The organism is Rugamonas rubra, from assembly GCF_900114705.1.
Classification (GTDB): Bacteria; Pseudomonadota; Gammaproteobacteria; order Burkholderiales; family Burkholderiaceae_D; genus Rugamonas; species Rugamonas rubra.
Map to the genome: position 1 here is coordinate 413,064 of NZ_FOTW01000005.1, position 22,832 is coordinate 435,895.

The 22,832-nt window shown below is 68.6% G+C and carries 18 protein-coding genes; 10 read left to right on the plus strand and 8 right to left on the minus strand.

Going from position 1 to position 22,832, the window contains the following annotated elements:
• Positions 1-15: 15 nt before the first annotated feature.
• The 6 genes from BM252_RS04395 to BM252_RS04420 form a co-directional block, all read right to left on the minus strand.
• Entirely contained in the window at positions 16-987 is a 972-nt protein-coding gene (locus BM252_RS04395; RefSeq protein WP_093384118.1) for an ABC transporter substrate-binding protein, read from the minus strand.
• Positions 988-1,160: 173 nt separating this feature from the next.
• Complete coding sequence (locus BM252_RS04400) at positions 1,161-1,928, minus strand: SDR family NAD(P)-dependent oxidoreductase (RefSeq protein WP_093384120.1); 768 nt, start codon at positions 1,926-1,928, stop codon at positions 1,161-1,163.
• Between the two features lie 128 nt (positions 1,929-2,056).
• Complete coding sequence (locus BM252_RS04405; protein WP_093384122.1) at positions 2,057-3,628, minus strand: aldehyde dehydrogenase (NADP(+)); 1,572 nt, start codon at positions 3,626-3,628, stop codon at positions 2,057-2,059.
• Positions 3,625-4,617, minus strand: a complete 993-nt coding sequence (gene araD1, locus BM252_RS04410) for an AraD1 family protein (protein WP_093384124.1) — start codon at positions 4,615-4,617, stop codon at positions 3,625-3,627. The genes BM252_RS04405 and araD1 overlap by 4 nt, the downstream gene beginning before the upstream one ends.
• 121 nt (positions 4,618-4,738) lie before the next feature.
• Complete coding sequence (locus tag BM252_RS04415) at positions 4,739-6,478, minus strand: IlvD/Edd family dehydratase (protein ID WP_093384126.1); 1,740 nt, start codon at positions 6,476-6,478, stop codon at positions 4,739-4,741.
• 244 nt (positions 6,479-6,722) lie between these two features.
• Positions 6,723-7,781 carry an aldose epimerase family protein gene (locus BM252_RS04420; RefSeq protein ID WP_093384274.1) on the minus strand — a complete coding sequence of 353 codons (1,059 nt, stop codon included), beginning with the start codon at positions 7,779-7,781 and terminating at the stop codon, positions 6,723-6,725.
• A 190-nt stretch (positions 7,782-7,971) separates the two neighbouring features.
• Between BM252_RS04420 and BM252_RS04425 the strand changes: the two genes are divergently transcribed.
• Both BM252_RS04425 and BM252_RS04430 read left to right on the plus strand, forming a co-directional pair.
• Entirely contained in the window at positions 7,972-8,259 is a 288-nt protein-coding gene (locus BM252_RS04425) for a type II toxin-antitoxin system RelE/ParE family toxin (protein WP_093384129.1), read from the plus strand.
• Positions 8,260-8,276: 17 nt separating this feature from the next.
• Complete coding sequence (locus tag BM252_RS04430; protein ID WP_093384132.1) at positions 8,277-8,579, plus strand: addiction module antidote protein; 303 nt, start codon at positions 8,277-8,279, stop codon at positions 8,577-8,579.
• A 54-nt stretch (positions 8,580-8,633) separates the two neighbouring features.
• On the opposite strand, the gene BM252_RS04435 is transcribed toward BM252_RS04430, so the two are convergent.
• A complete protein-coding gene (locus BM252_RS04435) occupies positions 8,634-10,109 on the minus strand; it encodes an AMP nucleosidase (protein ID WP_093384135.1) in 1,476 nt (491 codons plus the stop codon).
• Positions 10,110-10,356: 247 nt separating this feature from the next.
• Entirely contained in the window at positions 10,357-12,177 is a 1,821-nt protein-coding gene (locus BM252_RS04440; protein ID WP_245774081.1) for a PHA/PHB synthase family protein, read from the minus strand.
• 216 nt (positions 12,178-12,393) lie between these two features.
• Here BM252_RS04440 and BM252_RS04445 point away from each other — a divergent pair, with 216 nt between their 5' ends.
• From BM252_RS04445 to BM252_RS04480, 8 genes are read left to right on the plus strand one after another with little or no spacing between them, the layout of a single operon-like run.
• Entirely contained in the window at positions 12,394-13,623 is a 1,230-nt protein-coding gene (locus BM252_RS04445; RefSeq protein WP_174900411.1) for a TolC family protein, read from the plus strand.
• A 32-nt stretch (positions 13,624-13,655) separates the two neighbouring features.
• On the plus strand, positions 13,656-14,765 hold the full coding sequence (locus tag BM252_RS04450; RefSeq protein ID WP_093384141.1) for an HlyD family secretion protein: 1,110 nt from the start codon (positions 13,656-13,658) through the stop codon (positions 14,763-14,765).
• A complete protein-coding gene (locus BM252_RS31580; protein ID WP_245774082.1) occupies positions 14,759-16,930 on the plus strand; it encodes an ATP-binding cassette domain-containing protein in 2,172 nt (723 codons plus the stop codon). The genes BM252_RS04450 and BM252_RS31580 overlap by 7 nt, the downstream gene beginning before the upstream one ends.
• Positions 16,927-18,081, plus strand: a complete 1,155-nt coding sequence (locus tag BM252_RS04460; RefSeq protein ID WP_093384144.1) for an ABC transporter permease — start codon at positions 16,927-16,929, stop codon at positions 18,079-18,081. The genes BM252_RS31580 and BM252_RS04460 overlap by 4 nt, the downstream gene beginning before the upstream one ends.
• Before the next feature lie 8 nt (positions 18,082-18,089).
• Positions 18,090-19,241, plus strand: a complete 1,152-nt coding sequence (locus BM252_RS04465) for an ABC transporter permease (protein ID WP_093384147.1) — start codon at positions 18,090-18,092, stop codon at positions 19,239-19,241.
• 55 nt (positions 19,242-19,296) lie between these two features.
• The gene (fabI, locus tag BM252_RS04470; protein WP_093384150.1) at positions 19,297-20,073 is read left to right on the plus strand and encodes an enoyl-ACP reductase FabI; all 777 of its coding nucleotides are present in this window, start codon (positions 19,297-19,299) and stop codon (positions 20,071-20,073) included.
• A 35-nt stretch (positions 20,074-20,108) separates the two neighbouring features.
• Complete coding sequence (locus BM252_RS04475) at positions 20,109-21,527, plus strand: bifunctional enoyl-CoA hydratase/phosphate acetyltransferase (RefSeq protein WP_093384153.1); 1,419 nt, start codon at positions 20,109-20,111, stop codon at positions 21,525-21,527.
• Complete coding sequence (locus tag BM252_RS04480) at positions 21,524-22,735, plus strand: acetate/propionate family kinase (RefSeq protein ID WP_093384156.1); 1,212 nt, start codon at positions 21,524-21,526, stop codon at positions 22,733-22,735. The genes BM252_RS04475 and BM252_RS04480 overlap by 4 nt, the downstream gene beginning before the upstream one ends.
• The last annotated feature ends 97 nt before the right edge of the window (positions 22,736-22,832 follow it).

The following is a 22,832-nucleotide window of genomic DNA, read 5'->3' on the forward strand; positions in this document are numbered from 1 at the left end:
GTGTCGTCGCAGCGCTCAGTACTTCCGGTTCGGGAATTCCTTCGCCGCCACCTCGGCCGGGAACACGCCCTCCACCGTGGTGATCCGCTTCGGCACCGGCTTGCCGGCCACCACGTCGCGGGCGATCTGCATCAGCTGCGGGCCGAGCAGCGGGCTGCACTCCACCGTCACGTTGAGCTTCCCGGCGATCATCGCCTCGAAGGCGCCCTTGACGCCATCGATGGAGATCACCACGATGTCGGTGCCCGGCTTGAGGCCGGCCTCCTCGATCGCCTGGATGGCGCCGATGGCCATGTCGTCGTTGTGCGCGTACAGCACGTTGATCTTCTTGCCCTCGGCCTTGAGGAAGGCCTCCATCACCTCCTTGCCCTTGGCGCGGGTGAAGTCGCCGGTCTGCGAGCGGATCACCTTCAGCCTGGGATTGGCGGCGATGACCTCCTCGAAGCCCTTCTTGCGGTCGATCGCCGGCGCCGAGCCGACGGTGCCCTGCAGCTCGACGATGTTGAGGTTGGCGTCCGGCGTTTTGGCGGCGCGCTCCAGCAGCCACTTGCCGGCGCGGCGCCCCTCCTCGACGAAGTCGGAGCCGATGAAGGTGACGTACAGAGAAGTGTCGCTGACGTTGACGGCGCGGTCGGTCAGCACCACCGGAATCTTCGCCGCCTTGGCTTCGCGCAGCACCGTGTCCCAGCCCGATTCGACCACCGGCGAGAAGGCGATCACGTCGACCTTCTGCGCGATGAAGGAGCGGATCGCCTTGACCTGGTTCTCCTGCTTCTGCTGGGCGTCGGCGAACTTCAGGGTGACGCCGGCCTGCTTGGCGGCGTCCTTGATCGAGACGGTGTTGGCGGTGCGCCATTCGCTCTCGGCGCCGACCTGGGAAAAGCCGATCACCAGCGGCTTGGCGGCGAAGGCCGACGGGCTGGCGCCCAGGGCGGCGAAGGCGGCCAAAGCGGCGGCGGCGAGCACGGTTCTGCGGTGGATGGTCATGTCTGTCTCCGATTATTTTCCATGGCCGCCGTGCGGGATCGCCCGGCGTGCCGCTCGGCCTGTGTCGGCCGTATTGGTAAAACAATGGTAAGAGAAAGACAAATATCTATCCAATCACATTTTTAGCCAATTCGATATCGATTTCAATATCGGCTGAAGCCCGTTTAGCCGGCTCACACCCAGCCGGCGTCGACGATGAACTCCTGCGCGCTGCACATGGCACCGTCGTCAGAGGCGAGGAACATCACCATCGAGGCGATATGCTGCGGCATCAGCTTGGTCGGCAGGCACTGGTTCCGCTTGATCTCCAGCTCGGCCGCCTCGTCGACCCACAGGTCGATCTGGCGCTGCGTCATGACCCAGCCCGGCGTGACCGTGTTGACGCGGATGCCGTGGGCGCCAAACTCGCGCGCCAGGCCGCGCGTCAGGCCCACCACGGCCGCCTTGGCGGTGGCGTAGACCGGATAGCCGGCGCCCTTGGCGTGCCAGGAGATCGAGCTGACGTTGACGATGGCGCCGCCGCCGCGCCGCTTCATCCCCTCCAGCACCGCCTGGCAGGTGAAGAACATCGGCCGCTGGTTGATGGCGATGCGCTCGTTCCAGTACTCCAGCGTGACCTCCTCGGTCTGGTGGCGCTGGTCGTTGGCCGCGTTGTTGACGAGGATGTCGAAGTCGCCGATCTCGCCGGCCAGCTCGGCCATGGTGGCCTGCAGCGCCGGGATGTCGGCGATGTCGCAGCGGCGGAAGCGCGGCGGCGGATGGCCGGCGTCGGCCAGGCGGCGGCACAGCGTCTCGCTGGCCTGCTCGACGATGTCGACAAAGGCCACCAGCGCGCCCTGGGCGGCGAACGAGGCCACCAAAGCCTCGCCGATGCCGCTGCCGCCGCCGGTGATGAAGACGCGCTTGCCGCGCAGGCTGGCGAATGTGGCTAGTTGGTTCATACAGTCTCCGAATGGTTTAAATTGTTTTTACCCCGCACCCCGATGCGCCGCGGGGTCAGACCCCGTACGGGGTCTGACCCCTTTTGCTTTGGGTAAGGCCAGCGTCTCGCTATTCCATGAAGAACCAGCTACTCGCAGGTCAGCTCGCCCTCGACGCGGCGCCAAGCGCCCGCCAGCTTATCATCCCGCAGCGCGGCCGGCAGCAGGGCCTCGGGCAGGTTCTGGTAGCACACCGGCCGCAGGAAGCGGGCGATGGCGGCCGTGCCGACCGAGGTGCTGCGGCCGTCCGAGGTGGCCGGGAACGGGCCGCCGTGGACCATCGCGTTGCACACCTCGACGCCGGTCGGGAAGCCGTTGGCCAAAATGCGGCCGACCCTGCGCTCCAGCACCGGCAGCAGCCCGCGCGCCGCGTCGTAGTCGCCCGGCTCCAGCTGCAGGGTGGCGGTCAACTGCCCCTCCAGACTCTCGGCCACCTGGCGCAGCTCGGCAAGGTCGCGGCAGGCGACCACCAGCGAGGCCGGGCCGAACACCTCCTCGGCCAGCTCCTGGCGCGCCAGGAAGGCCGCGCCGCTGGTGGAGAACAGCGCGGGCGCGCCCTTGCCGCCCTGCTGCGGCGCCAGCGCCAGCGTGGCCACGTCGGCGTGGTCGGCCAGCCTGTGTACCCCGCCGAGGAAGTTCTCGGCGATCCCGGGAGTGAGCATGGTGCCGGCGGCGCCGCCCTCCAGCGCCAGCGCGGCGGCCTGTTTGAAGCGCTCCAGGTCCGGCCCGTCCAGCGCCAACACCAGGCCCGGATTGGTGCACAGCTGGCCCACGCCCATCGTCAGCGAGGCGGCGAAGCCGGCGGCGATCTCCTCGGCGCGCGCGGCCAGCGCCTGCGGCAGCAGGAACACCGGATTAATGCTGCTCATTTCGGCGTACACCGGGATCGGCTGCGGCCGCGCCGCCGCCACCGCCATCAGCGCCGTGCCGCCGCCGCGCGAGCCGGTGAAGCCGACCGCCTGGATCGCCGGATGGGCCACCAGCGCCGCGCCGAAGGTGTTGCCGCTGCCGCTCAGCAGCGCGAACACGCCGGCCGGCATGCCGCAGATAGCCGCCGCCTTGACGATGGCGCGGCCGACCAGCTCGGACGTGCCGGGGTGCGCCCAGTGCGCCTTGAGCACCACCGGGCAGCCGGCCGCCAGCGCCGAGGCGGTGTCGCCGCCGGCCACCGAGAACGCCAGCGGGAAGTTACTGGCGGCGAAAACCGCCACCGGCCCCACGCCGATCAGGCGCATGCGCAGATCGGGCCGGGGCGGTTGGCGTTGCGGCAGCGCCGGGTCGATGCGCAGGTCGCTCCACGAACCCTCGCGCAGCAGATTGGCGAACAGCTGGAGCTGGCCGACGGTGCGACCGCGCTCGCCCTCGACGCGGGCGCGCGGCAGGCCCGTCTCAGCCATCACCCGCTCGAGCAGCGCCTCGCCCAGTTCCATGATCTGCTCGCCGATGGCGTCGAGGAAGGCGGCGCGCTGCTCGTCGCTGGTGGCGCGGTAGCTGTCGAAGGCGGCGCCGGCCAGGCGGCAGGCCAGGTCGATCTGCGCCGCGCCGACGGTGTGGAACTCCGGCTCCAGGTATTGCAGGGTGGCCGGGTTGAAGGCGCGCTGGCCGCCCTCGCTGCCTTTGACGGCCAGGCCGCCGATCAGGGCTTCGCCGGTGATCATCATAAGGTCTTCACCTTCGCCACTTCGGTCGCGTACACGGCCAGCGTGTTGCGCAGCGCCGGGCCGAACTGCGGCGCCTCGATCTCGAAGGTCTCGCCGGGCCGCACCACGATGTTGTCGGCAACGCTCAGGGTGGCGGTGCCGAAGAAGTGGATGTGCACGTCGCCGGCGCGGCGGAACAGCGGGTATTTGAAGTGGTGGTGCTCCAGGTTGGCGATGGTGTGCGACATGTTCTGCTCGCCGCTGAAGAAGGGTTTTTCCCAACGCACCCTGCCCTGCGCGTCGATGATGCGCGAGACGCCCTCGACACTGGCCGGCGCCTCGCCGACCAGCAGCGCCGGTCCCAGGCCGCAGGCGCGCAGCTTGGAGTGCGCCAGGTAGAGGTAGTTTTGCCGTTCGGTGACGTGGTCGGAGAACTCGTTGCCGATGGCGTAGCCAACGCGGTAGGGCTGGCCGTCGTCGCCGATCAGGTACAGGCCGGCCAGCTCCGGCTCCTCGCCGCCGTCGAGGGCGAAGTCGGGCATGTTCAGCGCCTGGCCGCTGGCGGCGACGATCGAGCCGTCGCCCTTGTAGAACCACTCCGGCTGCACGCCGGCCGCGCCCGGCGCCGGCTTGCCGCCCTCCACGCCGAGGCGGAACATCTTCATGCTGTCGCTCAGGTTCTCGACGGCGCCGCCTATCTTCTTGTGCATGGCGTCGCGCGTGTCGGCGCTGCCCAGGTGGGTCAGACCGGTGCCGGTGACGAAGCAGTGGGCGTCGTCTGGGTGGTCGAGCGGCGGCAGCAGGCGGCCGGCGGCGGCGATGTCGGCGTAGGACAGCACCGTGGCGCCGGCCGCCGCGCCGGCCAGGTCGGCCAGGCCGACGCGGCGCGCGATGGCCTCGCGCGCCAGCCCGTAGGTGCTGTCGTAGCCGTCGACCACGCGCACGCGGTCCTGCTCCAGCAGGCCGACTTGGCGCGCGCCGGATGCGTTGGTGAATTGGATGAGTAGCATGGTGTCTCCATTTGTAAGCGTGAGTGTTACCCCCAAACCCGGACGCCGGGGTCCGACCCCGTACGGGGTCAGACCCCTTTCGGCCGCATTGCGGGGTACGGCATCGATCTGCGTTGGCGATTTAATGCGAGTGCTTCGGCACCGCCGAGCCACGACTGCCGACCAAAAAGTCGAAGTCGCAGCCCTGGTCGGCCTGCAGCACGTGGTCGATGTAGAGCTTCTGGTAGCCGCTGCGCACTTCCGGCACGGCCGTCTCGGCGCGCGCGGCCAGGCGCCGCGCCATCTCGGCCTCGGATATCTCCAGGTTCAGCGCGCCGCCGGCGCAGTCGAGCGAGATCCAGTCGCCGTCGCGCACGATGCCCAGCGGGCCGCCGGCCATCGCCTCGGGCGCCACGTGCAGCACCACGGTGCCGTAGGCGGTGCCGCTCATGCGCGCGTCGGAGATGCGCACCATGTCCGTGACGCCCTGCGCCAGCAGCTTGGGCGGCAGGCCCATATTGCCCACCTCGGCCATGCCGGGATAGCCTTTCGGGCCGCAGTTCTTCATCACCAAAATCGAGCTGGCGTCCACCTCCAGCTCGGGGTCGACGATGCGGCTCTTGTAGTGCTCGAAGTCCTCGAACACCACGGCGCGGCCGCGATGCTGCATCAGCGCCGGCGTGGCGGCGGACGGCTTGAGCACCGCGCCGCGCGGCGCCAGGTTGCCGCGCAGGATGCAGATGCCGCCGTCCGCGAGCAGCGGCTTGGCCAGCGGGCGGATCACCTCGTCGTCGTAGACCGGCGCCTCGCGGCAGTTCTCCCACAGCGACTTGCCGTTGACGGTGAGCGCGTCCGGATGCGGCAGCAGGCCGCCGTCGCCCAGCCGGCGGATGGCGCCCGGCAGGCCGCCGGCGTAGTAGAACTCCTCCATCAGGAAGCGGCCCGACGGCATCAGGTCGACGATGGTCGGCGTGCCGCGTCCGACGCGGGTCCAGTCCTCCAGCTCCAGCTCGACGCCGATGCGGCCGGCGATGGCCTTCAGGTGGATCACCGCGTTGGTCGAACCGCCGATGGCGGCGTTGACGCGGATGGCGTTCTCGAAGTTCTCGCGCTTGAGCACCTTGGACAGCTTGAGCTCCTCCCACACCATCTCGACGATGCGGATGCCCGACATGTGCGCCAGGATGTAGCGGCGCGAGTCGACCGCCGGGATGGCGGCGTTGTGCGGCAGGCTGGTGCCCAGCGCCTCGGCCATGCAGGCCATGGTCGAGGCGGTGCCCATGGTGTTGCAGGTGCCGGCCGAGCGCGAATGGCCCGATTCGGCCGCCATGAACTGGTGCATGGTGAGGGTGCCGGCCTTGACCTGCTCGTGCAGTTGCCAGACGGCGGTGCCGGAGCCGATGTTCTTGCCGTCCAGCTTACCGTTCAACATCGGCCCGCCGCTGACGACGATGGTAGGAATGTCGACGCTGGCCGCGCCCATCAACAGCGCCGGCGTGGTCTTGTCGCAGCCGACCAGCAGCACCACGGCATCCATCGGATTGCCACGGATCGACTCCTCGACGTCCATGCTAGCCAGATTGCGGGTCAGCATGGCGGTCGGCCGCAGGTTCGATTCGCCGTTGGAGAACACCGGGAACTCGACCGGGAAGCCGCCGGCCTCGAGGATGCCGCGCTTGACGTGTTCGGCCAGTTGGCGGAAGTGGGCGTTGCAGGGGGTCAGCTCGGACCAGGTGTTGCAGATGCCGATGATCGGCTTGCCCTGGAACTCGTGGTCGGGTATGCCCTGGTTCTTCATCCAACTGCGGTACATGAAACCGTTCTTGTCCTGGGTGCCGAACCACTCGGCCGAGCGCAGGGCCACCTTTTTTGTCTCCGACATGCATTCCTCCTGGTTGTTCTTGAGGGCGCCGGCCAGGCGAGCAGGCAGCGCCGCGATGTGGGAATACTAAGATCTGCCGCGATAACTTTCCAATGAATTATTTCTCGATAGTGATATCAAAATCGGTATCAATTAAGAAAACCCACCGGCCAAAATCTAGGGTCAGACCCTGAGGGTCTGACCCTGGCTCTTTGCCTCGGGGTGGTTTTGGAGTCGCCGGCACCTTGGCTTCACGGCAGCTGCATCACTCGGCGATGGAGAAGCGGTAGCCCATTTCGCTGTGGTAGCGCTGGCCGGGGCGCAGGATGGTGGTGGGCAAGTGCGGCCGGTTTGGCGAGTCGGGGAAATGCTGCGGCTCCAGGCAGAAAGCGCCCCGGTAGGCGAATTGGCTGCCGGCGCCCAGGCTGCCGTCGAGGAAATTACCGCTGTAGAACTGCAGGCAGGGCTGGTCGCTGAACACCTCCAGCACCCGGCCGGAGGACGGCTCGCGCACACGCGCAGCCAGCATGCGCGCGCCCGGCGCCGGCTGGTTCAGCGCGAAGTTGTGGTCGTAGCCGGCGCCGTTGCGCAGCTGCTGGTGGTCGGCGGCGATGCGCGCGCCGATCGCCTGCGGCAGGCGGAAGTCGAACGGCGTGCTGGCCACCGGCGGCTGCGCGCCGGTCGGTATCAGCGCCGCATCGACGGCGGTGTAGCTGTCGGCCGCAATCATCAGCTCGTGGCCGAGAATATCATCCCGCCCCGCCAGGTTGAAGTAGGCGTGGTTGGTCAGGTTGACCGGCGTGGCGCGGTCGCAGACGGCGTCGAAGGTGATGGACAACTCGTTGTCGTCGCCAAGCGCGTAGCGCACCGTCACGTCCAGCGCGCCGGGGTAGCCCTGCTCGCCGTGCGGGCTGTGGTAGCGCAGCGTCAGCGCCGAGTCGTCGGCGGCCACGCTCGCCTGCCACAGCACGCGATGGAAGCCCAGCGCGCCGCCGTGCAGGTGGTTGGCGCCGTCGTTGATATCGAGCTGGTGCGCCACGCCGTCCAAGTTGAAGCGGCCGTTGGCGATGCGGTTGCCGTAGCGGCCGATCAGCGCACCAAAGAACGGCGACACCGTGCGGTATGGTTCGACGTCGCCGAAGCCGAGGCAGACATTGGCTAGCACGCCGGCGCGGTCCGGCACGTGGATGGCGGTGACAACGCCGCCGAAGTCGCTGATGCCAACGACCATGCCGCTGCGGTTGCGCAGCGTGAAAAGGCTGGCGGCGCGACCATCCGGCAACTGGCCGAACGGCGCGCGGCTGATGCCGGTCGTTAAAGTCATGATGAGCACTGCCCTTGATTCTGAGACGGCCATCTTAGTGGACGCGCGAAACGCAGGCCAATGACATTTTGACGGTTTCCAATATCAAAATTGACATCACTCGCCTCAACAAATGCGTGCAGTCTGATTAAACTCCTAGCATCCGAGTATCCCATTGGATACAATAAATACTAGCATACGCTCAGGGCCTATGGATACTCTGCAGACAGAACGCTTCCGAAATTGGTTTGCGAACCTGAAGGATCGCCGTGCCCGTGCACGCATTCAGGTGCGCATAGATCGTGCTGAAGATGGAAACTTTGGAGACCACAGATCAGTTGGAGGCGGCGTCAGCGAGATGCGGCTTGATTGCGGCCCCGGATATCGCATCTATTACACGATACGAGGAACGGAATTGGTGATCTTGTTGGCCGGCGGAGACAAATCCACCCAAGACAAGGACGTTATAGCCGCGCAAGACCTAGCGCGAAAAATATAGAGCATTAGGATGTCATCATGGCACTGAAAACGAGCAAATGGGATAGCGCCGAACACCTTCAGACCAAGGAGGACATCGCCCTTTATCTTGAGGCCTGCCTTGATGAGGCCGGCGACGACGCGGCTTTCATCACAAAAGCACTCGGCAATGTGGCGCGCGCCAAGGGAATGGCGCAACTGGCAATTGATACCGGACTAGGCAGGGAAAGCCTCTACAAGTCACTATCCGGTGATGGCAACCCCAGCTTTACAACGATCGTGAAGGTCTTACACTCACTTGGCATGCGACTTCACATCGAACCCATTCCAGAGGTGGCATAAGAAAAATCGCCCGCGCGAAGCGGGCGACGACGGCGAGCGCGGTGCCGCTACGGTCTACTGGAAGGCCACCTCGGTGAAGCTGCGCAGTTTGCGGCTGTGCAGCTTGTCGACACCCAGCGCGCGCAGCATCTCCACGGCGCGGATGCCGATGCGCAGGTGCTGGTCGACCCGGTCGCGGTAGAACTGGTTGGCCATGCCGGGCAGCTTGATCTCGCCGTGCATCGGCTTGTCGCTGACGCACAGCAGCGTGCCATACGGGACGCGGAAGCGGAAGCCGTTGGCGGCGATGGTGGCGCTCTCCATGTCGAGCGCGATGGCGCGGCTCTGGCTGAAGCGGCGCTCCGGCGTGCGCTGCGGCAGCAGCTCCCAGTTGCGGTTGTCGGTGCTGGCCACGGTGCCGGTGCGCATCACGCGCTTGAGCTCGTGGCCGGTCAGCTGGGTCACCTCGGCGACGGCCGCCTCGATCGCCACCTGCACCTCGGCCAGCGGCGGGATCGGCACCCACAGCGGCAGGTCCTCGTCGAGCACGTGGTCCTCGCGCACATAGCCGTGCGCCAGCACGTAGTCGCCCAGCTGCTGGGTGTTGCGCAGGCCGGCGCAGTGGCCCAGCATCAGCCAGGCGTGCGGCCGCAGCACGGCGATGTGGTCGGTGATGGTTTTGGCATTGGCCGGGCCGACGCCGATGTTGACCATGGTGATGCCGCTGCCGTCGGCGCGCACCAGGTGGTAGCCGGGCATCTGCGGCAGGCGCGGCAAGGCGGCGCCGTGCGCGTCGCCCGGCTCGACGGCCTGGCCGACGCGACGCGTGACCAGGTTGCCCGGTTCGATGAAGGCGATGTACTTGTCGTCGTCCGAGGCGGACGGCGCGGCCATGATCTCGTGGCCGAGGCGGACGAACTCGTCGATGTAGAACTGGTAGTTGGTGAACAGGACGAACTTCTGGAAGTGCGCCGGCGCCGTGCCGGTGTAGTGGCGCAGCCGCTGCAGCGAGTAGTCGACGCGCGGCGCGGTGAACAGCGACAGCGGATGCGCCTCGCCCGGTCCCGGCTCGTGGGTGCCGTTGGCGATGCCGTCGTCCATCGTCGCCAGGTTGGGCAGGTCGAACACGTCGCGCATCAGCACGCGGCGCTCGGCGTTCATATTGCCCTCGATGTGGTCGTGCTCGGCGAAGGAGAAGTGGATCGGGATCGGCTGCGCGCTGGTGCCCACCTCCAGCTGCACCTGCTGCTTGCCGCCGTGGTTCTTCAACAGCAGGCGGAACTGCTGCTCGTAGTAGTTGGCGAACAGCTCGGGGCGGGTCAGCGTGGTCTCGTAGGTGCCGGGGCCGGCGACGAAGCCGAAGGCCAGCCGCGAGTCGGCGCGCACCACGGTGTCGGTGTGGACGCGGACGAAGGGGTAGCAGGCGCGCACATGCTCGGTGAACTCCTCGCCGGCGATGAAGCGGCGCATGCACTCGCGCAGATAGGCGATGTTGCTGTCGTAAATAGTGCGCACCTGTTCGAACGCGGCGGCAGGATCGTCAAACAGCATGGGGGCGATGAACGGACGGGTCTGCAAGGTGCAACTCCTTCAAGGTGAGGGCGAAACGGATGCTTGAGCCTATTGTAAGGGCTGGCGGCGGAGTTTGCTTGTCACCTTGAAAGTCACCGGGGGGCTGCGCGGCTGGCGCGTGCCGCCGGCGCGGCCTTACCCCACAGGCGTATGCCCGGGGTCTGACCCCGTACGGGGTCAGACCCCTGCCGTTACGGGGTAGAACGAAGCCGCCACGACTCCCTTACTATGCCTCGCGCACGTTGCGCCCGGGCGCCTCGTCGAGCACCTTGCCGGCGCCCATGGGCGGCGGCGCGACCAGCTCGGCCTGCGAACGCTCGGCCAGCCACTGGTGCCAGTGCGGCCACCACGAGCCGGGTTGGTCGGTCGCCCCCTGGATCCACTCGTCGGCGCCGATGAAGGGCGCGCCCAGCGGCCGGTGCGGCTGCACCTTGTAGCTGCGCCGCGCATGGCCCGGCTCGGAGACGATGCCGGCGTTGTGGCCGCCCGAGGCCAGCACGAAGTCGATCTCGGTGTCGGCCAGCAGGTGGATCTTGTACACCGAGTGCCACGGCGAGACGTGGTCGCGCTCGGTGCCGACGACGAACATCGGCGCCTTGATGTCGGTCACGGCGACCGCCTTGCCGTCGACGCAGTAGCGGCCCTCGGCCAGGTCGTTGTGCAGGAACAGGTGCTTCAGATACTCGCTGTGCATGCGGTAGGGCATGCGCGTGGTGTCGGCGTTCCAGGCCATCAGGTCGTTCGGCACGTTGCGCTGGCCGAGCAGGTATTCGCGCATGATGCGCGACCACACCAGGTCGCGCGAGTTGAGCAGCTGGAAGGAGCCGGCCATCTGCGTGCCGTCCAGGTAGCCGTTCTTCCACATCACGGCGTCGAGGAAGGCCAGCTCGCTGTCGTCGATGAACAGGCCCAGCTCGCCGGGGTCGGTGAAGTCGGTCTGCGCCGCCAGCAGCGTCACCGAGGCCAGCTTGGCCGGCTCGCCGTGGCGGCCCGAGCCGATCGCCGCCGCGCCGATGGCCAGCAGGGTGCCGCCCAGGCAGTAACCGGCGGCGTGCACCGGCACGCCGCCGCAGATGCGGTCGACCTCCTGCAGTGGATACATGACGCCGCAGCGCAGGTAGTCGTCCATGCCCAGGTCGCGGTCGGCGCTGCCGGGGTTGCGCCAGGAGACCATGAACACCGTGTGGCCCTGCTCGACCAGGTAGCGCACCAGCGAGTTGTGCGGCGACAGGTCGAGGATGTAGTACTTCATGATCCACGACGGCACGATCAGCACCGGCTCAAGGTAGACGCCCGGCGTCTGCGGCGAATACTGGATCAGCTCGACCAGCTCGTTGCGGTAGACCACCTTGCCGGGCGTGATGGCGACGTCGCGGCCGACCAGGTAGGCCGGGTTGTCGTCCTTCAGCGCCTTTTTTCCGGAGATGTCCTGCATGTAGTTGGTCCAGCCGGCCAGCACGCTCTGCCCCTTGCTGGCGACGGCCTGCTGCAGCACCTCGGGATTGGTCCAGAAGTAGTTGGACGGCGAGTAGATGTCGAGCAGCTGGCGCGCGGTGAAGTTGACCACGTCGCTGTGGTGCGGCTCGACGCCGCGCACGCCGCTGGTGGCATGCTGCCAGAACTGCTGGGCGTTGACGAAGGAGCGCGACATGGCGCTGAACGGCCAGTTGCTCCAGTCTTGTCCCTTGAAGCGGGTGTCGGCGTGGGCCTCGGCTTCGGCCCTGGCGTCGCCGTTGGGCACCCAGTTGAGCGCCTGGCGCTTGGCCAGCTCGACCAGTTCGAGCTGCTTGCCGGGCGAGACGGCCAGGTGCATCAACCAGTCCTGGAAGGCCAGCGACATGGCGATCGGCGAGACGCCGCCGGTCATCTTGGCGATCGCGCTCTGCAACATCAGGTCGAGCTGGTTGGCCGGCCCGACCTCGTCGGCCAGGTAGCACAGGGGTTTGGCGAGCGGCGCCAGCGCGACGGCGACGGCGCTCTCGGCGTTGGCGTTGGCGTTGGTAGTGGTGGTGGCGGAAGGTGCGCGCAACGGACTCATATCGTTCATTTTCGGCTTCACTCCAGTGGATTTGATTTTCATTATGACAATTGGCGAACCCTCCTGTATTTGATCTAGATCAAATACACTCCGATGACCCCTCCTTTACACTGCGCTGCATCAATACCCACCAATACGGTATCCATGAAAAACAAGAATATACAGCCTCGCAAGGGCTGCCAGGTCGGTTTGGCCTGCTTAATACTCGCATTGTGCGGCCGCAGCATGGCAGCCGAAACGATGGAGCAGGCCTGGGCCAACGCGCTGCAGGTCGACCACGGCCTGGCCGCCGCCGGCCAGCGCGAGGAGGCGGCCCGCCACGGCCTGGCCGCCGCCGAGGCGCGCCGCCTGCCGACGGTCAACCTGAACGCCGGCTACACCCGCCTGCAGTCGGAGCCGGCCGCCGCCATCAACATCCCGGCGCTGCACCTGAACGGCCTGCCCTTCGCCCAAGATGAATCCTACTCGGCCGGCGTAAGTTTCAGCGCACCGTTGTTTACCGCCGGACGCATCAGCAACGGCATCGCCGCCGCCGGCGCGATGACGGACGCCGCCCGCGCCGCCAGCCAGATGGGCCGCAACGAACTCAAGCTGGCCGTCGCCGAGGCCTACGTCGGCGTGCTGCGCGCGCAGCGCCTGAACGCGGTGGCCGTCAGTCACGTCAAGTCGATCGAGCGCCACGCCGACGACGTCGGCCAGCTGTTCAAGCAGGGCTACGCCGCCCGCCACGACCTGCTGGCCGCCCAGGTGGCCCTGGCCGACGCGCGCCAACAGGCGCTGCAGGGCGCCAACGGCGTGGCGCTGGCCGGTGCCGCCTACAACCGCCTGCTCGGCCGCGCCCAGGACCAGAGCGTGGACCTGGCCGAGCTGAACGACGCCAACCCCGGCGGCCCCGACCTGGCCGCCCTGATCGCCGCCGGCCGTGGCCAGCGCAGCGAGCTGGGCCAATTGACCGCGCAGGAAACCGCGCTGCGCCGCCAGTCGGCCAGCGTGGCCGCGCAGCGCGCGCCGCAGGTCGGCGTGTCCGGCGGCTGGGGCAAGCTGCAGAACCGCTACCTGGTCGAGGACAAGGGCTGGTGGATCGGCGTGGCCATGAAGTGGGACTTGTTCGACGGCGGCCTGGTCAAGCGCGAGGCGGCCCAACTGGGCGCCAACGCCCAGGCCGTAGCCGAGCTGCGCGCCGAGGCCGCCGACAAGATCGAGCTGCAGGTGCGCCAGTCCTGGCTACGCCTTCAGGAGGCCGCCGCCCGCATCGAGGTGGCGCGCGCCGCGCTGGCCCAGGCCGACGAGACGCTGGACCTGTCGCGCGAGCGCTACCGCGCCGGCCTGGCGCCCAACAGCGAGGTGCTCGACGCCGAAACGCGCCGCATGGGCGCCTACGCCAACCGCGACAACGCCTTCTACGACCGCGCCCTGGCCCAGCTGCGCCTGCAGTACGCCAGCGGCCGCCTGTAATCCATCCCCCTATTCCCTTCGAAAGCTGATCCATGTCCGATAAGCGCAAATACCTTGGCCCGGCCGTCATCGCCGTGGTGCTGCTGGCCATCGCCGGCGGCGTCGTCTACTACATGGCGCACGCGCGCCGCCTGCCGGACGGCCTGATCGCCGCCACCGGCCGCATCGAGGCCGACCGCATCGTCGCCGCCAGCAAATTCCCCGGCAAGATCGCCGCCATCATGGTGCGCGAGGGCGACAACGTGGCCGCCGGCGCCAGCATCGCCCAACTCGACGACGCGCAGATCGCCAGCCGCCTGGAGCAGGCGCGCCAGGCCCTCAACGCGCTCGACGCGCAGCTGAAGGCCGGCGAGAGCGGCCTGGCCATCGCGCGCCGCGAGGTGCCGCTGAACCAGAGCTCGGCCGACGCCGGCGTCAGCCAGGCGCAGGCGGTGCTCAGCAAGGCTAGTTCCGTCGAGGCGCAGGCCGCGCTGGACGCGCGCCGCCACCGCGAGCTGTTCGAACACGGCAGCATCGAGAAGCACCGCGCCGAACAGGCCGAACTGGCCTGGCACGTGGCGCAGAACGACGTTGCCGCCGCGCGCGAGACGCTGGTGCGGGCACGCCAGGGCAGCAGCGGCGCCGCCCTCGGCGGCGACAAGATCGTCGCCAAGGAGCAGGAGTTGGCCGCCCTGCGCGCCCAGCGCGAGCGCGCCGCCGCCGCCGTCGCCGAGGCGGCCTCGGTCAACGCCGACCAGTTGATCAAGGCGCCGGCCGCCGGCGTGGTGGTGTCGCGCCTGCGCGAGCCGGGCGAGGTGATCCAGGCCGGCAGCGCCGTGGCCGAACTGGCCAACCTGGACGCGCTGCACCTGAAGGTCTACGTGCCGGAGGCGTTGATCGGCAAGGTCAAGCTGGGCCTGCCGGTGCGCCTGTATATCGACTCGCAGCCCGACCAGGCGTATGACGCCAAGGTCAGCTACATCGCCTCGCGCGCCGAGTTCACGCCGAAGGAGGTGCAAACCGCCGACGAGCGCGTCAAGCTGGTGTACGCCGTCAAGCTGGCGATCCAGGCCAATCCGCAGCACCGCCTGACCCCGGGCCTGCCGGCCGACGCGGTGATCCGCTGGGATCAAAACGTCGCCTGGCAGAAGCCGACGTGGTAAGCGGCGCCGCCACTAGCGACCTGCTGGTGCGGGCGCGCGGCCTGGGCAAGCGCTACGGCGCCGTCACGGCCGTCGACGCGGTCGACCTGGAGGTGCGCGCCGGCGAGATCTACGGCCTGATCGGCCCGGACGGCGCCGGCAAGAGCAGCCTGCTCAAGTCGGTGGCCGGCATCCTCAGCTTCGACAGCGGCACGCTCGACGTGTTCGGCGTGCGGCTCGACTCCGAGCGCGCCTGCGAGCGCATCAAGGACCGCATCGGCCTCATGCCGCAGGGCCTGGGACAGAACCTGTACGGCGACTTGTCGGTCGAGGAGAACATCGACTACTTCGGCGGCCTGCGCCTGCTCGGCGCCGACGAACTCAGTCAACGCAAGGAGTCGCTGCTGCGCAGCACCCGGCTGGAGGCCTTCCGCGACCGGCCGATGAAGAACCTGTCGGGCGGCATGAAGCAGAAGCTGGGCCTGGTCTGCACCCTGATCCACCAGCCCAAGCTGGTCATCCTCGACGAGCCGACCACCGGCGTCGACCCGGTCTCACGGCGCGAGTTCTGGGCCATCCTCGACCGCCTGCTGGCCGAGAACGGCACCACCGCGCTGGTCTCCACCGCCTACATGGACGAGGCCAGCCGCTTCCACCGCGTCTCCATGATGCACGAGGGCCGCGTGCTGGCCAGCGGCACGCCCGACCAGATGCGCGCGCTCAGCGCCGGCTGCATCGTGCGCAGCGCCGTCGACCAGCAGCAGGCCATGGCGCTGGAACGCCTGCAGCGCGAGTTCCCGCAGACCGAGGCGCTGGGCCGCGAGCTGCGCGTCTTCGTCGACGGCGAGGACGCCGGCGAGGCCGTGGCCCGCGTCGACCAGACGCTGGGCGACCTGCCGCACGAGGCCTGCGAAATGCTCGAGCCGGAGCTGGAGGACGTGTTCATCGCCCTGCTGCGCCAACAGCAGGCCAAGGACGGCCAAGACAAGGCCGCCAGCGGCGCGGCCGGCGCGACCAAGCCGGCGGCAGCAGCAGCAGCGGCAGCGGCAGCGGCAGCGGCAGCGGCAGCAGCAGCAGCGGCAGCGGCAGCGGCAGCGGCAGCGGCAGCAGCAGCAGCGGCAGCGGCAGCGGCAGCGGCAGCGACGGCCGTGTCCGCCGCGCCGGCCACGGCCGACGGCGCCGCCGCCACGCTGGCCATCGAGGCCGAGTCGCTGACCCGCACTTTCGGCGCCTTCAAAGCGGCCGACGCGGTCAGCTTCCGCGTGCCGCAGGGCGAGATCTTCGGCCTGCTCGGCGCCAACGGTGCCGGCAAAAGCACCGTCATCAAAATGTTGACCGGCATCCTGCGCCCCAGCGACGGGCGCGGCCGCGTCGCCGGCGCCGACATGAGCAGCGCCGGCCGGCAGATCCGCGAACGCATCGGCTACATGTCGCAGGCCTTCTCGCTCTACCTCGACCTGACGGTGATGGAGAACATCCGCCTGTACGCCGGCATCTACGCCGTGCCCTACGCCAAAATGGCCGAGCGCATCGAATGGGTGCTGCAAATGGCCAGCCTGCATCCCTTCGCCAACGCGCTGGCGGCCAGCCTGCCGATGGGCCTGCGCCAGCGCCTGGCGCTCGGCTGCGCCCTGCTGCACCGGCCGCAGGTGCTGTTCCTCGACGAGCCCACCTCCGGCGTCGACCCGGTCGGCCGCCGCGCCTTCTGGGACATCCTGTACCGCCTGTCGCGCGAGGACAAGGTGACCATCCTGGTGACCACCCACTACATGTCCGAGGCCGAGCACTGCGACCACATCGCCCTGATGTACGCCGGCCGCGTGGTGGCCGACGCCTCGCCGGAACAACTCAAGGCCGACGTCGAGAAGGACGGCGGCAAGCTGTACGAGCTGGCCACCGCCACGCCGCAGCCGGTGATCGACATGCTGCGCCAGGAACAGCTGGGCCAGGCCGCGCTGTTCGGCGCCCGCGTCCACCTGCTGTTGCCCGATCCGCAAAACGAGCTGCCGCGCCTGCAAGCGCTGCTGGCCACGCACGGCCTGCAGGTCGACGCCGTCACGCCGCGCCGCCTGTCGATGGAGGACGTGTTCGTCCACCTGGTCACCAAGCTCGAAGAGCAGGACCAGAACAACAAGGCCAAGGCGGCACCGGCGCCGGCCGTGGTCAAACAGGGAGCACCGGCATGAACCTGCGCCGCATCACCGTAGTCGCCTACAAGGAATGGCGCGAGATCGTGCGCGACCGGCTGTTCTTCGCCCTCGCCTTCGTCGTCCCCTCGCTGTTGATGCTGTTGTTCGGCTACGGCCTGTCGCTCGACGTCGAGCACATCCCGCTGGCCATCATCGACCACGACCAGAGCGCCCAGTCGCGCGAATACGCCCACCGCTTCACCGACTCGCGCTACTTCCAGTTCTATGGCTACGCCACGCAGGAGGAGCCGCTGCGCAAGCTGGTGGTCAACAACACCCTGCGCGCGGTGGTCATCATCCCGCCGCAGTTCGGCCAGCGCCTGGCCAGCGGCCACCCGGCCGAGGTGCAGACCTGGATCGACGGCACCTTCCCCTTCCGCGCCCTGACCACCAAGGGCTACGTCACCGCCATCAACGCCGCCATGACGCTGGACCAGCTGTCCAACTGGCTCGGCGCCGCGCGCGGCGTGCCGCCGGCCGAGGTGCGCAACCTGCTGCAACCGGTGCGGTTGGAGACGCGCTACCTGTACAACCAGGAGGTCAAGAGCATCTGGTCGATCGCGCCCAAGCTGATCATGGTGATCCTGATGCTGTCGCCGCCCTTCCTCACCGCGCTCGGCGTGGTGCGTGAAAAGGAGTCCGGCGCCATCTACAACGTCTACGCCTCCACGCTGTCGCGCGGCGAGTATCTGGTCGGCAAGCTGACGCCGTATGTCGGCATCTCCATCATCAACGGCGTGCTGCTGACCTTGATGGCGCTGTTCCTGTTCGACGCGCCGTTCAAGGGCGACCCGCTGCTGTTCGCCGTCTCCACCGTGCTGTACGTGGTCTGCACCACCGGCATCGGCCTGCTGGTGTCGGTGCTGGTCAACACCCAGGTGGCGGCGATGGTCGGCACCGCCATCGTCACCGTGGTGCCGGCGGTGCTCTACTCCGGCATGATCATTCCGATCCCGTCGCTGTCGGCCATCGCCGCCGTGATCGCCCATCTGCTGCCCGGCATGTACTACGCCGAGATCGCCATGGGCTGCTTCCTCAAGGGCGCCGGCTTCGCAGCGCTGTGGCCGAACCTGCTGATCCTGGCGCTGTACGCCGCCGGCCTGTTCACCGCCGGCTTCCTCGGCTTCCACAAGCGCCCCGCCAACTGAAAGACACTATGCAACTCTGGCCCGATACAACCTGGTGGCGCCGCCTGCGCGTGATGACGTGGAAGGAGCTGGTGCAGCTGATGCGCGACCCGCTGCTGCTGCTGTTCGTCGTCTACGCCTTCTCGGCCGACATCTACAACGCCGCCTCCGGCGTCACCCTACAACTCAACAACGCCGCCCTGGCCCTGCTCGACATGGACCACAGCCGCGCCTCGCGCGAGCTGGCCGGCCGTTTCCTGCCGCCCGAATTCCGCCAGATCGGCGGCGCCGGCCACGCCAGCACCGGCATGGCCCTGCTCGACGAGGGCAAGGCCATGGCCGTGCTCGACGTGCCGCCCGGCTTCGGCGACGCGCTCGAACGCGGCGAGCAGGCCTCGGTGCAGCTGCAAATCGACGCCTCCAACTCGGTGCAGGGCTTCCTCACCTCGGTCGACGCGACCCAGATCGTCGCCCGCTTCGGCCTAGAGACGGCTAGCGCCCGCCTCGGCCTGGGCGGCGGCGCCATCGACGGCCCGATCATCGACAACCGCACCCGCGTCTGGTTCAACCCCAACCAGAACGACGCCTGGTTCATGGGCATCTCCGAGCTGCTCAACGTGGTCACGCTGTTCTCCATGCTGCTGCCGGCCGCCGCCATGGTGCGCGAGAAGGAGCGCGGCACCATCGAGCAGCTGCTGGTGTCGCCGCTTGGCCCCTTGCAGATCATGCTGCCGAAGATACTGGCGATGGTCGCGGTGATCCTGTGCGGCACCGCGCTCGGCCTGTTCGGCCTGTTGATCCCGGTGTTCGGCGTGCCGGTGCAGGGCAGCCTGTTGTTGTTCTTCGTCGTCACCACCGGCTACATCTGCACCCTGGCCGGCATCGGCATCCTGATCGCCACGGTGACACGCAACATGGCGCAGGCCGGCATGATGGTGATCCTGATCCTGGCGCCGATGATGTTCCTGTCCGGCGCCTGGACGCCGCCCGAGGCCATGCCGACGGTGATGCGCGCGCTGATGTATATCTCGCCGTTGTACTATTTCATCAACGCCAGCTATGGCATCCTGCTCAAGGGCGCCGGCGTGGCGGCCCTGTGGCCGATGATGGCCGGCATACTGGCATTGGGACTGGCGGTCGGCACCGCCTGCACCCTGCGCTTCACCAAGCAGTTTGGCTGATTTTGGCTGAGTTTGTCTGACCTATCCGATTCGCACACAACCTGAGGACGACACCATGACCATCTCCTTCCCCTTCTCGCTGGCCGGCAAGCGCGGCCTGATCCTTGGCGTGGCCAATGAACACAGCATCGCCGCCGGCTGCGCCCGCGCCGCCCACGGCCTCGGCGCGCAGCTGGTGCTGTCCTGCGTCAGCGACAAGGCGATGCAGTACGCCGCGCCGGTGGCGCTGGAGTTGCAGGCGCCGCTGCTGCCCTGCGACGTCGAGCAGGAGTTCGAGCTCGAACAGCTGGTGCGCGAGGCGGCGGCCCAGCTGGGCGGCCTCGACTTCGTGGTCCACTCGATCGCCTGGGCGCCGGCCGAGGACCTGCACGGCCGCGTCACCGACAGCTCCAGCTCCGGCTTCCTGCGCGCCATGAACATCTCTTGCCACTCCTTCGCCCGCCTGGCACGGCTATGCGAGCCGCACATGGCCGACGGCGGCAGCCTGATCACCATGAGCTACCTGGGCGCCGCCGAGGCGGTGGCGAACTACGGCGTGATGGGGCCGGTCAAGTCGGCGCTCGAATCGCTGGTGCGCTACATGGCCGTCGAGCTGGGACCGAAGGGCATCCGCGTGCACGCCATGTCGCCCGGCCCGATCCCCACCCGGGCCGCCTCCGGCCTGGCCGAATTCGACAGCCTGATGCGCCACGCCGAGGAGAAGGCGCCGCTGCGCCGCCTGGTCACGCTGGACGAAATCGGCAACCTGGCGGCCTTCCTGGTCGGCGACGGCGCCGCCGGCATGACCGGCCAGACCATCTACATCGACGCCGGCTACCACATCGTAAATTAACCCAACAGCACCGAGAACGCAGAGAACGGACACCCATGAACGACCACACCGACGACGACCTGCCTGAGATCATCGAGAACATCACCTACGATGAGCTGCAAGTAGGCCAAAGCGCGCGCCAAACGCGCACGCTGACCGAGGACGACATTTCCGCCTTCGCCGCCCTGTCGGGCGACGTCAACCCGGCCCACCTGGACGCCGACTACGCCGACAAGACCCTGTTCCACGGCGTGATCGCGCACGGCATGTGGGGCGCCGGCCTGATCTCCAAGGTGCTCGGCACCACCCTGCCCGGCCCCGGCACCATCTACCTGGAGCAGACGCTGCGCTTCCTCAAGCCGGTGCGCATCGGCGACACGCTGCGCGTCACCGCCACCGTGCTGAGCAAGGAGGACGTCAAGAAGCACGTCACCCTGGAGTGCGAGATCAAGAACCAGAACGGCGCCCTGGTGCTGGCCGGCGTGGCCACGGTGATCGCGCCGGCCGAGAAGGTGCGCCGGCCGCGCACCCAGCTGCCGCTGCTGCGCCTGGTCGACCCCAAGGCCCGCTTCGCCGTGCTGCTGGCCTCGGTCGCCGCGCTCGAACCGGTGCGCTGCGCCGTCATCCACCCCTGCGACGCCGAGTCGCTGAAGGGCGCGCTGGAGGCCGGCCGCCACAACATGATCGTGCCGGTGCTGATCGCGCCGCTGGCCAAACTGCAGTCCACCGCCGCCGAGGCCGGGCTGTCGCTGGAGGGCATTGAGATCATCGACGTGGCGCACAGCCACGCCGCCGCCGCCCGTGGCGCCGCCATGGCCGCCGCCGGCGAGGTCGAGATCCTGATGAAGGGCAGCCTGCACACCGACGAGATGATGACCGCCGTGATCTCCCAGCCGCAGCTGCGCACCAAGCGCCGCCTGTCGCACGTGTTCCGCCTCGAGGTGCCGATGTACGACAAGGTGCTGCTGATCTCCGACGCCGCGCTCAACATCCAGCCGACGCTGTTGGAAAAGGCCGACATCGTGCAGAACGCCATCGACCTGGCGCACGCGCTGGGCAACCCGCTGCCCAAGGTCGCCATCCTCTCGGCGGTGGAGACGGTGACGCCGAAGATCGCCTCGACCATCGACGCCGCCGCCCTGTGCAAGATGGCCGAGCGCGGCCAGATCCGCGGCGGCCTGCTGGACGGCCCGCTGGCCTTCGACAACGCCATCTCGCCGGCCGCCGCGCGCATCAAGGGCATCGTCTCGCAGGTCGCCGGCCACGCCGAAATCCTCATCGTGCCCGACCTCGAGGCCGGCAACATGCTGGCCAAGCAGCTCGAATACCTGGCCGGCGCCGCCACCTGCGGCGTGGTGCTGGGCGCCACCGTGCCGATCGCCCTGACCAGCCGCGCCGACGACGCCGACGCCCGCGTCGCCTCGGCCGCGCTGGCGCTGCTGCTGGCGCACCGCTACCGCAAGGAGCGCCCGTGAGCGCGCGCCAGCAGGCCATCATCGCCGTCAACGCCGGCTCCTCCTCGCTGAAGTTCGCGCTCTACCCCTACCTGGCCGACGGCTCGACCGGCGCCGCCACGCTGAGCGGCGGCATCGACGGCCTGGAGCCGGACGGCCAGCCGGCGCTGGCGCTGCGCACCGCCAGCGCCAGCATCAAACAGGCGCTGCCGACCACGCCGGGCGACAGTTTTGAACAGGCGCTGACGGCGCTGCGCGGCATCCTGCGCCAGCACGCCGGCGACGTCGAGGTGCTCGCCATCGCCCACCGCATCGTCCACGGCGGCGAACGCTACGCCCAGTCCGTGCTGCTCGACGCCGCCACCCTGGCCGAGCTGCGCGCGCTGGCGCCGCTGGCGCCGCTGCACCAGCCGCACAACCTGGACGGCGTCGAAGCCTTCCAGCGCGCCTATCCCGGCCTGCCGCAGGTGGGCTGCTTCGACACCTCCTTCCACGCCAGCATGGGGCCGCTGGAGCAGAACTTCGCCCTGCCGCAGGCGCTGCGCCGAGAGGGCATCCGCCGCTATGGCTTCCACGGCCTGTCCTACCGCTACGTGGCGGCGCGCCTGGCCGAGCACAGCGAACGGGCCGGCGACCGCGTGCTGATGGCGCACCTGGGCAACGGCGCCAGCGTCTGCGCCATGCGAAACGGCGCCAGCAGCGCCACCAGTATGGGCTTCTCCGCCCTCGACGGCCTGATGATGGGCACCCGCAGCGGCGCGCTCGACCCCGGCGTGCTGCTGCACCTGCTGCGCCAGGGCTGGGACTGCGCCCGCATCGAGGCCATGCTGTACAAGCAGTCCGGCCTGCTCGGCGTGTCCGGCGTGTCGGCCGACATGCGCACGCTGCGCGCCAGCGAGCAGCCCGAGGCCGCCTTCGCCATCGAGCTGTTCGTCCACCGCTTGGTGCGCGAGTGCGGCGCGCTGACCGCCACCCTGGGCGGCGTCGACCTGCTGGCCTTCACCGGCGGCATCGGCGAACACGACGCCGCGCTGCGCCAGGCCGCCTGCGAGCAGCTCGGCTTCCTCGGCCTGCGCGTCGACCCGGCGCGCAACCGCGAGGCCGACGGCAACAGCATCATGGCCATCCACGCCTCCTCCAGCAGCGTCGAGATCTGGGTGGTGCCGACCGACGAGGGCCGCGTCGCCGCCGGCGACGCGGCGGCCCTGCTGGGCACAATGACGCGCTAGCGTTATAGCCCCGCAGCCAGCACTCAAGTGATCGGCTCGCAGGACGGCATTTTCCGGTACACGCCAAGCCTAAGCAGGAATGGCGTGAGATCACCTG

Excerpts from the sequence above, each read along its gene's own strand:
- BM252_RS04395 (WP_093384118.1), bottom strand. The coding sequence starts at position 987 with ATGACCATCCACCGCAGAACCGTGCTCGCCGCCGCCGCTTTGGCCGCC.
- BM252_RS04400 (WP_093384120.1), bottom strand. The coding sequence starts at position 1,928 with ATGAACCAACTAGCCACATTCGCCAGCCTGCGCGGCAAGCGCGTCTTC.
- BM252_RS04405 (WP_093384122.1), bottom strand. The coding sequence starts at position 3,628 with ATGATGATCACCGGCGAAGCCCTGATCGGCGGCCTGGCCGTCAAAGGC.
- araD1 (WP_093384124.1), bottom strand. The coding sequence starts at position 4,617 with ATGCTACTCATCCAATTCACCAACGCATCCGGCGCGCGCCAAGTCGGC.
- BM252_RS04415 (WP_093384126.1), bottom strand. The coding sequence starts at position 6,478 with ATGTCGGAGACAAAAAAGGTGGCCCTGCGCTCGGCCGAGTGGTTCGGC.
- BM252_RS04420 (WP_093384274.1), bottom strand. The coding sequence starts at position 7,781 with ATGACTTTAACGACCGGCATCAGCCGCGCGCCGTTCGGCCAGTTGCCG.
- BM252_RS04425 (WP_093384129.1), top strand. The coding sequence starts at position 7,972 with ATGGATACTCTGCAGACAGAACGCTTCCGAAATTGGTTTGCGAACCTG.
- BM252_RS04430 (WP_093384132.1), top strand. The coding sequence starts at position 8,277 with ATGGCACTGAAAACGAGCAAATGGGATAGCGCCGAACACCTTCAGACC.
- BM252_RS04435 (WP_093384135.1), bottom strand. The coding sequence starts at position 10,109 with ATGCTGTTTGACGATCCTGCCGCCGCGTTCGAACAGGTGCGCACTATT.
- BM252_RS04440 (WP_245774081.1), bottom strand. The coding sequence starts at position 12,177 with ATGAACGATATGAGTCCGTTGCGCGCACCTTCCGCCACCACCACTACC.
- BM252_RS04445 (WP_174900411.1), top strand. The coding sequence starts at position 12,394 with ATGGCAGCCGAAACGATGGAGCAGGCCTGGGCCAACGCGCTGCAGGTC.
- BM252_RS04450 (WP_093384141.1), top strand. The coding sequence starts at position 13,656 with ATGTCCGATAAGCGCAAATACCTTGGCCCGGCCGTCATCGCCGTGGTG.
- BM252_RS04460 (WP_093384144.1), top strand. The coding sequence starts at position 16,927 with ATGAACCTGCGCCGCATCACCGTAGTCGCCTACAAGGAATGGCGCGAG.
- BM252_RS04465 (WP_093384147.1), top strand. The coding sequence starts at position 18,090 with ATGCAACTCTGGCCCGATACAACCTGGTGGCGCCGCCTGCGCGTGATG.
- fabI (WP_093384150.1), top strand. The coding sequence starts at position 19,297 with ATGACCATCTCCTTCCCCTTCTCGCTGGCCGGCAAGCGCGGCCTGATC.
- BM252_RS04475 (WP_093384153.1), top strand. The coding sequence starts at position 20,109 with ATGAACGACCACACCGACGACGACCTGCCTGAGATCATCGAGAACATC.